Origin of the sequence: Granulicatella sp. HMSC31F03 (assembly GCF_001807725.1) — a bacterium.
Taxonomy (GTDB): domain Bacteria; phylum Bacillota; class Bacilli; order Lactobacillales; family Aerococcaceae; genus Granulicatella; species Granulicatella adiacens.
Genome location: NZ_KV790850.1, coordinates 29,639 through 38,455, shown reverse-complemented (window position 1 = coordinate 38,455; position 8,817 = coordinate 29,639). Strand labels below are relative to the sequence as shown.

8 protein-coding genes are annotated in these 8,817 nt (G+C 37.7%); 5 read left to right on the top strand and 3 right to left on the bottom strand.

Features of this window, described 5'->3' with window-relative positions:
- The first annotated feature begins 148 nt into the window (after positions 1–148).
- The 4 genes from HMPREF3106_RS03760 (at position 149) to HMPREF3106_RS03745 (ending at position 5,170) form a co-directional block, all read left to right on the top strand.
- On the top strand, positions 149–1,456 hold the full coding sequence (locus HMPREF3106_RS03760) for a hypothetical protein (RefSeq protein ID WP_070444519.1): 1,308 nt from the start codon (positions 149–151) through the stop codon (positions 1,454–1,456).
- 494 nt (positions 1,457–1,950) lie between these two features.
- Positions 1,951–3,252 carry a hypothetical protein gene (locus HMPREF3106_RS03755; RefSeq protein ID WP_070444517.1) on the top strand — a complete coding sequence of 434 codons (1,302 nt, stop codon included), beginning with the start codon at positions 1,951–1,953 and terminating at the stop codon, positions 3,250–3,252.
- Positions 3,253–3,718: 466 nt separating this feature from the next.
- A complete protein-coding gene (locus tag HMPREF3106_RS03750) occupies positions 3,719–4,435 on the top strand; it encodes a hypothetical protein (RefSeq protein WP_070444515.1) in 717 nt (238 codons plus the stop codon).
- Positions 4,436–4,450: 15 nt separating this feature from the next.
- Positions 4,451–5,170, top strand: a complete 720-nt coding sequence (locus tag HMPREF3106_RS03745; protein ID WP_070444513.1) for a hypothetical protein — start codon at positions 4,451–4,453, stop codon at positions 5,168–5,170.
- A gap of 167 nt (positions 5,171–5,337) precedes the next feature.
- Here the strand turns inward: HMPREF3106_RS03745 and HMPREF3106_RS03740 are convergent, their stop codons facing one another.
- The 3 genes from HMPREF3106_RS03740 to yghU are packed head-to-tail and all read right to left on the bottom strand — an operon-like array spanning position 5,338 to position 8,417.
- Entirely contained in the window at positions 5,338–6,855 is a 1,518-nt protein-coding gene (locus HMPREF3106_RS03740; protein ID WP_070444511.1) for an ABC transporter permease/substrate-binding protein, read from the bottom strand.
- Positions 6,848–7,579, bottom strand: coding sequence for an ATP-binding cassette domain-containing protein (locus HMPREF3106_RS03735; RefSeq protein WP_070444509.1), 732 nt, complete (start codon positions 7,577–7,579; stop codon positions 6,848–6,850). The genes HMPREF3106_RS03740 and HMPREF3106_RS03735 overlap by 8 nt, the downstream gene beginning before the upstream one ends.
- A 46-nt stretch (positions 7,580–7,625) precedes the next feature.
- A complete protein-coding gene (yghU, locus tag HMPREF3106_RS03730; RefSeq protein ID WP_070438371.1) occupies positions 7,626–8,417 on the bottom strand; it encodes a glutathione-dependent disulfide-bond oxidoreductase in 792 nt (263 codons plus the stop codon).
- A 151-nt stretch (positions 8,418–8,568) separates the two neighbouring features.
- On the opposite strand from yghU, the gene HMPREF3106_RS03725 reads away from it, so the two are divergent.
- Positions 8,569–8,763, top strand: coding sequence for a CsbD family protein (locus HMPREF3106_RS03725; protein WP_005605849.1), 195 nt, complete (start codon positions 8,569–8,571; stop codon positions 8,761–8,763).
- Positions 8,764–8,817 lie beyond the last annotated feature (54 nt).

Here is an 8,817-nt window from a genome sequence, read left to right as displayed (position 1 = left end):
ACCGGTCAAATAAAACTATTCCTCTTCTCATTTTAAATAATCAGTGAAATGACGAAGCAAGGTTGTAATTTTCGTGAAAACCGTTGCAAACTTATAGCAATAAACGTATGATAAAGGCATATACAAGACTCTTTTTAGGAGGTTCACAATGGGTAGACTTGGCAAGAAATACTTGTTCGCTCTGCTATCAATCTTTTCAGTATTCGTTATTGCAGGGTGCTCTCAAGGCTCAAATAACTCCGATAGTTCGGCAGCTGCTAAAACAGAAGAAACGAAAATAACAACAGATATTGAGGGCGAATGGAAATTAACAGACATTCATAATTCAATGCAGTCTGTTTATTCTATATACAAATTGAATGTTGATACATTTGGAAAGTTATTAACGACTTTTGACGACTTAGACATGCGCTTGAAGGTTAATGGCGAAAATGTGGAAGTTAGCTACTCTACTGACTTAAATCGTTTTGCAGATGACTATTATAAAATCTCTAAACAAGATATATCACTTGAAGCTTTTAAGGAAAAACTATTTCCAAAAATTAAAGAATTAGCAGACCCTTACAAGACAAACAAAGTCACAACTGATACAGCAACGGGTGCCTTTACTTTCTACGCTCCAGGGACCGTCAATTCTAAAGATAAAACCCTGAACTTCGAAGAACCTTTAAACTTCATTATGTACTTCCCGGTGACATTTACGGAGGCATATGATCCAGTCACATATAAATACGATTTAAAAGATAATCTACTAATTATCTCTATGGACGGAACCGAAAAAGAAACACAGCTACCGGCTCATGTTGAATTAAAATTCGAACGTGTCTCTGGTTCAGAAAACAATACGACAGAACCAACTTCTAAACAGACAGTTTCTTTAGACGGAAAATGGGAACTGATGAATACTAGAGAAGCCTTATTACGGGGGCTCTTCTATCGTGTGAATAAAAAAAATAAAAAAGCTTTCCAATTAATTTACGTGAATGCGTTAAAGGATTTAAAACCAACCTTAACGATTTCTGGGAATAGCGCTACTTATGACGTTTTGGTGCATCTAACAGACGCCTATAATGCCGATTACAACTATTATTATCAAACCACTAAGACAGAAAATAAAGATTCAAGAGAAAAATACATCAACTTCTACTTTAATCGACTTAAAACAGATTTATCAGTCAGTTTGAATTCTAAAATTGAAATTGATGAGGCAAATTACAGTGTCCATACTGTGGTACCAAACGGAAAGGTGGATACAAAAAATAAAACCATCACTTTCCCAAATCCAATGGCTATTGCAGATTTCGTCATTTTTTCAGAAGCATCACAAGCGTATTTAGAAACAACTTATCACTACTCATTAGACGGTGATGTCTTGACAATTACTTTTGAAAAGCCTGATTCTAGCAAAATCTATAATATTTACTACGAATTGAAATTTAAGAAAGTTCAAAACTGATTTATTAAGTGCACTATTAAAATACTCTAGAATCTTCGTTTCGGTATAGTCATGATAACTACTACACCGGGTTGAGCCTTAGGTCTCAACCCTAGCAAGCTTGCAATTTTCATATTGTTAACTTAAACAATGTAGACGCAGTAGACAAATGGATTGACCTTCACTATCAAGTAGTTTGGTCAATCCTATTTGTCCTTGCGGGGGTAAGACTACGAAGAAACAGAAAAACACTGTTTCTTCTGTCTTACTCCCATTCCTATCCCCCGAAGCTCCTTCGTATTTTTATAGAAGCTGAAAGCAATTTTACACTAAAAAGTCCTTGAGATTCTCTACCGTTTAGTGAACCGGTCAAATAAAACTATTCCTCTTCTCATTTTGAATAATCGGTGAAATTACGGGGCAAGCTTGTAAAATTCGTGAAAACCATTGCAAATAAAAATTGTAATCGTTATAATTTAATTATATTAGAATTACTCTATTAAGGAGGTCTAACAATGTTTAGACATTATAAGAAATTATTTTTAACACTAGTTGCTCTATTCTCAGTCTTTGTACTGGCTTCTTGTTCTCCAAGCAACTCTCAAAATGCCGCTCAAACAGAAGCGCCAAAAGTAGAAACGATTGACGGTGATTGGGAATTAGTCGATATTCCCGATGCTTTTACGGAATCAATCGGAGCCTATACCCTCAAGGCAATCAACTTTGCTCGTTTATTTGAATCTGTTCAAGACTTCAAAATGGACATGAAGATTGAAAACAATACAGCAACGATTAAATACGATTATAACATTGATAACTTTATTAAAGCTTTCTACACTTTCACAACAGACGCTAGAGGTAAGACTGAAGATGAGTTCAAAAAACTCATATATGACTCTCATGAAGGATTTGCAGGCGACTTTAAGAAATACAAAGTTAGCATGAATAAAGATACAGGCGTATTTAGTTACGAAGCAACAGGTTCTATTGATCAAGATGCCAAAACAATGACATTTGATGAAGGAATTTCAGTAACGAACTCATTCTTCTTCTCATTCGGCGAAAATCGCGCTTCGCAAAACACATATCACTACGAATTAAAAGATGACATGCTTTACTTAACGATTGACGGAAAAGCGAAAAAAGATAATCTTCCTGTTCACTATGAACTGCACTTCAAACGTAAAGGAAGCACTACTCAAAAAGACCCAGTTCCAATTGAAGGAAAATGGCAAGCTATCGACTTCCGACCAGCTCTTGAACAAAGCTTAGCCTATAAAGATTTCAACAATGATGATTCGGCTATCAAACTGATCTATCCTGAGGCATTGAAAGATTTGAAACCAACGTTGAACATTACAGGTACATCTGTTGAATTCGACTACACTGTATCTTTAACAGAAGGTTTTGGAATGTTCTACGATTACTTAAAACAAAAAGATGCGTCTAAAGTAACTCAAACGAAAGACGAATATATTAAAAATCAATTTATTAGATTATCGACTACTCTACAAGGAGCTGCTAAAGACTACCCAAATACGACTTATGAATTTGATAAAGATAATAACACAATTCATTCTGTTTTGAAAAATGGTAAATTAGATACAGCAAATCAAACGATTGTCTTCCCAGAAGCTATAAATATTGTGCAGCTTGCGATCATGTCCATTGGACCTGTCAATAAAGAAACGACTTATAAATACTCTATTGATGGAGATATTTTAACGTTGACAATCGAGCAACGCGATGGCAAAAATAATGTAAATACCTTTATCACAACAAAATTCAAAAAAGTGTCTGACACAACTAGCAATTAGTCATTCCACTGCCCTTTGAGAATTTCTCAAGGGGTTTTTTGTGCAAAAAAAATAAGAGCTTAAGCTCTATTAAAATACTTCGGAACCTTTGGTTCAGTATAGTCATGATAACTGCTACACCGGGTTGAGCCTAAGGTCTCAACCCTAGCAAGCTTCAAAGAGCGGGTAAAAGTTGGAAACTTTAACCCGCTCTAATTCATCTTCCTTGTTCTTCGCGGCTATCATGACTATACCCCAAAGGACCTTCGTATTTTAATAGATATGAAAAAGTCTTTTTGCACATAAAAGGCCTTGAGAATCTCAACTATTTGTCCCTTTTTTTAAAGAAGAGGTTGCGCTTCTCACTTTGAATAATCGGTGAAGTTACGTGGGAAGGTAGTAAATTTCGTGAAAAGCATTGCAAAACAAAAATATTAGAAGTATGATATAAACATAATACAACTATCTTTTCGAAGGAGGTCTAACGATGATTAGACATACTAAGAAACTGTTTCTTGGTCTGCTCTCTCTTCTCGTAGTTTTTGTGATTGCTGGATGTGGACAGAACCAAGCTTCAGATTCAAATGCCAATAACGCACAACAATCGCAACAAGAACAGAAAGATCCAAATAATTTAGCTGGTGAATGGGAATCCGTATACGAGCTTGAATCATTGCAAAGAGCCTTTTTCCCACGTGGAATGAAAAGCTATACTTTTGCGAAATTTATTGAAGCGTTTAAAGATTTCAAGATGAAATTATCCATTGATGGCACAACTGCAAAGCTAAGCTATCAATACGATTCGAAAAAATTTGCAAAAGCATTCTACGAGATTTCAAGGGACAAGAAAGAAATGACAGAGGATGCATTTGTCAGCCGTTATATTAATGGACAAGTAGATTTCGTGAAAAACTTCAAGAAATATAAAGCATCAATGGATACATCGACCGGAACGTATAGCTACGAAGCTACAGGAACTGTCGATGAAAAAGCAAAAACTGTCACATTTGACGAAGGGATCATCATTCTTGACTCCTTCCCTCTAACGACAGCGGACAAAGATCACAGATTTGATTCAGTAACTTACAACTATGAAGTAAAAGACGGTATCTTGACCATCTACGCCGATATGAAGACGAAGGATAATCTTCCAGTTCATTTCGAACTGAACTTCAAACGCGTACCAAGTGCAGAAAAGAAATAGAAAGGAGACGCGACCATGTTTAAACAATATTTAAAACCATTATTCATTGCTGGCTGCTCTCTTTTAATGCTTGCTGGCTGTGGAAATCAAACTGCTACAACAACTACTACATCAACAGCTGCTTCTTCTAATCCTCTTGAAGGAAAATGGGAACAAATCGATTTCAGAAGTACACTTGAACGCGGCTTAGGATACCTAGATTTTCAGGATAAGGAAGAAATTCCACGCCGACTCATTTATTCGGATGCCTTCAAGGACGTAAAACCGACACTGACGATTACAGGGAATTCTGCGGTATATGAATATACTACCTCCATCGAAGCGGCTATGGGCAACTTCTATGACTACGCGAAGTCCAAGAATCTAACAAGTGTCAAAGGAACGAAAGAAGAATATATTAAAAATCAATATAATGTTTTGAAACAGAGTCTAGAGAAATGGAACAATCAAAAAGGCTACCTCACCTATGGATTTAATGATGAAAAGAATGAAGTCCAAGAGACCTTAACAGGGATTACAATCAATGAGGGTACCGGTACGATGGAATTCAAGTACGCACCAAACTTCCTAAGTCTGGCGACCTTTTCAGTCGAAAAATTCGTAAAACCAGTGTCCTATAAATATTCCATTGAAGATGGCATTTTAACACTAACACTCGAACAACAAAAAATACTGGATAATGATCAAAAGGTTACTGCCTACTTCACAATGCGTTTCAAAAAAGTAGCGGAATAATCTATTTCTTTATAGGGTTGATTAAAGCAAAAAAAAGAATGTAGTTTCACTACATTCTTTTTTTGTTTTAATGCTTTTCTTCTAAAATGGAGGCTGAACAGTGAATGAGTATCTACTGGATTTATCTGCCTTGTTCTTAAAGTGAAGTTCTACATTGATTATGTTTCCTACTTAATATAGCCTTGACTTTGAAGGAACTCGCGAGCAACCGTTTCAGCGGACTTCCCTTCTACTCCAACCTCATAGTTCATTTGACTCATTTGACTTTCGGTAATTTTTCCTGCCAATACATTCAACACACTTTCCAATTCAGGATGTTGTTTTAATAAGGCTTCCTTCATTAAAGGCGCTCCTTGATATGGTGGGAATAATTGTTTATCGTCTTCTAATACGACTAAATCATAACGTGTAATTTCAGCATCCGTTGAATACGCGTCCGTTATTTGAATGTCACCTGATTGAATCGCTTGGTAACGAAGGCTTGGTTCCATCGTTGCGACATTGAGGTTTAATCCATATTTACTTTGAAGTCCGCGATTTCCGTCTTCTCGGTCATTAAATTCAAGCGTAAAACCTGCTTTCAATTGTCCTTCCACTTTCTTCAAGTCGGAGATAGTCTTGAGTCCATATTTTTCAGCAACCGCTCTAGTAACAGCAACGGCATACGTATTTTGGTATGCCATCGGTTTTAGAAAGGCTAAGCCATCTTGTTTTAGAATTCCATCCTTTGCTGCTTCAAAGACTTCTTGCGGATCATGAGAAATTTTTGGAGCAGGTTTCAACAAGCTTTCTGTAACAGTTCCTGTAAATTCTGGGTAAATATCAATATCCCCTGATTTTAATGCTTCATACAGGAATGTTGTCTTCCCGAAGTTTGGTTTTACTTCCACTTTCAGCTTTGTGTTTTCTTCAATTAAGAGTTTATACATATTCGCTAAAATCTCAGGTTCAGGCCCTAATTTCCCAGCAATGATTAAGGTTTGTTGTCCCATCGAAGGCATCATTCCTGATACAAATGAAGCCCCTAGTCCTGCAAATAGAAGCACAAAGGTTGCGAAAATTGTTTTTAATTTGGCATGCTCCATCCATTTTAATAAGGTACTAAACGCAATCGCCAAGACAGCTGAAGAGACTGCACCAATGATAATGAGACTAGCGTTATTACGGTCAATTCCTAGAAGAATAAACGACCCGAGTCCCCCAGCCCCAATTAAAGCAGCAAGTGTCGCTGTCCCAATAATAAAGACGGCAGATGTTCGAATCCCAGACATGATGACAGGCATTGCAATCGGAATTTCAAACTTCTTCAATCGTTCCCATTTCGTCATCCCAAAGGCTACTGCGGCTTCTTCCAGACTTGGATCAATTCCTTGTAGTCCTGTAATCGTATTTTGCAAGATTGGGAATAAGGCGTAAATCACAAGGGTTGTAAGCGCCGGAACCGTTCCAATCCCCATAAATGGAATGAAGAGCCCTAATAGTGCTAGGGACGGAATCGTTTGGAAAATCCCAGCCACTTGAAGAACAAAGCCTGCTGCACGCTTACGAGAACTTAACAGAACCGCCAACGGAACAGCAATCAGAATCGAAATCAGTAGCGCTAATAAGGAAAGCTGTAAATGTTGCCCTAGTGCTACCGTCCAGTCGCTAAAACGATCTTGAAACGTCGTAATCAAATTATTCATGACGGACACCTCCTTTAAAAAGTTCCGCTACAAATGCGGTTGCCGGACTTGCGAGAATTTCAGAAGGTGATGCGACTTGCTGGATTTCTCCATCTTTTAAGACAGCAATACGATCAGCTAGTTTCAGCGCTTCATCGGTATCATGTGTGACGAAAATGGTCGTCATCTTAAACTCACGATGCAGTAATTTTGTCAGTTCTTGTAGTTGCTTACGAGAAATCGCATCGAGTGCTGAGAAAGGTTCATCCATGAGCAGTGTCATCGGTTCAGCAATCATCGCTCGTATAATCCCCACACGTTGTTGTTCCCCACCAGAGAGTTCGCTTGGAAGGCGTTTGGCATAATCGTCAAAAGGAAGCCCTACCTTTTCAAGCAGTTCTTTCGTTTTGGTTGTGATTTGCTCCTTCTTCCACCCTTTCATTTCAGGGATAAGGGCGATATTTTCTGCTACCGTTAAGTTCGGGAACAACGCGATTTGTTGAAGGACATACCCTGTCTCTAAGCGTAATTTTCGTTGGTCATGTTCCTTGATTCGTTTTTCATTTAAATAAATATTTCCATCAGTTGGTTCAATCAATTGGTTAATCATCTTTAACATCGTTGTCTTCCCTGAACCGGATGGCCCCACTAACACCATAAATTCGCCGTCGTTAATGGTGAGATTCACGTCTTTTAAAACGAGTTTCTCATCATATCGCAAGGCTATATTTTTATATTCAATCATTCTAACCCTTCTTTGTTTTTTATTTTTATATCGTTTGAAAGTATCATTACTTAATTTCTTTATACTCCACTTCCAAGCCCTTTTTCACTGCTGGACGTTTGGCAATTCTGTCTGCCCATTCGTTAAGATGTTTGTAACTTTGAGCGTCAAGGAACTCTGCAGAATTTTTATAGAGTCTGTCTTGAACGAGTTGACCATACCATGACCAGATAGCGATATCAGCAATTGTGTATTCGCCTCCTGCGATATATGGGCGTTTGGCTAACTCTTGATCAAGCAAATCTAATTGGCGTTTGGTTTCCATTGTGAAACGGTTAATCGCATACTCAATTTTTTCTGGAGCGTAATTGAAGAAATGTCCAAATCCGCCTCCTAAAAATGGAGCTGCTCCTGTTTGCCAGAAGAGCCAGTTTAAGACTTCTGTGCGTTTTGCGGTATCTTGTGGAATGAATTTTCCGAATTTTTCTGCTAAATAAAGCAAGATATTCGCTGACTCAAAGACACGAATCGGTTCATCCCCTGAATGGTCTAAGAGTGCTGGAATCTTCGAGTTCGGGTTGATGGCTACAAAGTCGCTTCCGAATTGATCTCCATCCATAATTGAAATCTTAAACAAGTCGTAGGCTGCTTGTTCAACCCCCGCTTCCAATAGCTCTTCTAACAGAATCGTTACTTTAGCTCCATTGGGTGTCCCAAGAGAATACACTTGTAAGTCTGTTTCTCCAACAGGTAACGTTTGTTCAAAACGAGCTCCTGCTGTTGGACGGTTAATTCCTGAGAACTTCCCTTGGTTGCTATCGGCTGCGCTCCAAACGCGTGGTAATTGATATTCTGACATTATCATTCCTCCTTGAGTTCTTTAGAATTATTTTAACATGACACTTCCTTAGTCTTTTAAACATCTGCTTATGAATACTTTCTCAAGCAGAAACTTAGGAGAATCCTTTTTTTGATGCTATAATGAGTCAAACAGTAAAGGGGGTCTTCATATGTCATTAGAAGATAAATTACAACAAGCAACAGGTGCTGCTAAAGAATTAGCGGGTAAAGTTACAGGCGATAAAAGCCTTGAATCAGAAGGTGCTGTTGAAAAAGGTTTAGGAAAAGCGAAAGAAGTCATTGATAACGTTAAAGAAAGCGTTGAAGGTGCAGTTGAAGGAATTAAAAACAACTTCAATAAATAAGACTGAATTCTAAAGTGAAAGAGTCCCTACTAATGTAGGGACTCTTTTATGATT

Bases quoted from the DNA above. Each gene is read 5' to 3' on its own strand.
- HMPREF3106_RS03735 (WP_070444509.1), bottom strand. From the start codon at position 7,579: ATGATTGAATATAAAAATATAGCCTTGCGATATGATGAGAAACTCGTT.
- HMPREF3106_RS03760 (WP_070444519.1), top strand. From the start codon at position 149: ATGGGTAGACTTGGCAAGAAATACTTGTTCGCTCTGCTATCAATCTTT.
- HMPREF3106_RS03755 (WP_070444517.1), top strand. From the start codon at position 1,951: ATGTTTAGACATTATAAGAAATTATTTTTAACACTAGTTGCTCTATTC.
- HMPREF3106_RS03725 (WP_005605849.1), top strand. From the start codon at position 8,569: ATGTCATTAGAAGATAAATTACAACAAGCAACAGGTGCTGCTAAAGAA.
- yghU (WP_070438371.1), bottom strand. From the start codon at position 8,417: ATGTCAGAATATCAATTACCACGCGTTTGGAGCGCAGCCGATAGCAAC.
- HMPREF3106_RS03750 (WP_070444515.1), top strand. From the start codon at position 3,719: ATGATTAGACATACTAAGAAACTGTTTCTTGGTCTGCTCTCTCTTCTC.
- HMPREF3106_RS03740 (WP_070444511.1), bottom strand. From the start codon at position 6,855: ATGAATAATTTGATTACGACGTTTCAAGATCGTTTTAGCGACTGGACG.
- HMPREF3106_RS03745 (WP_070444513.1), top strand. From the start codon at position 4,451: ATGTTTAAACAATATTTAAAACCATTATTCATTGCTGGCTGCTCTCTT.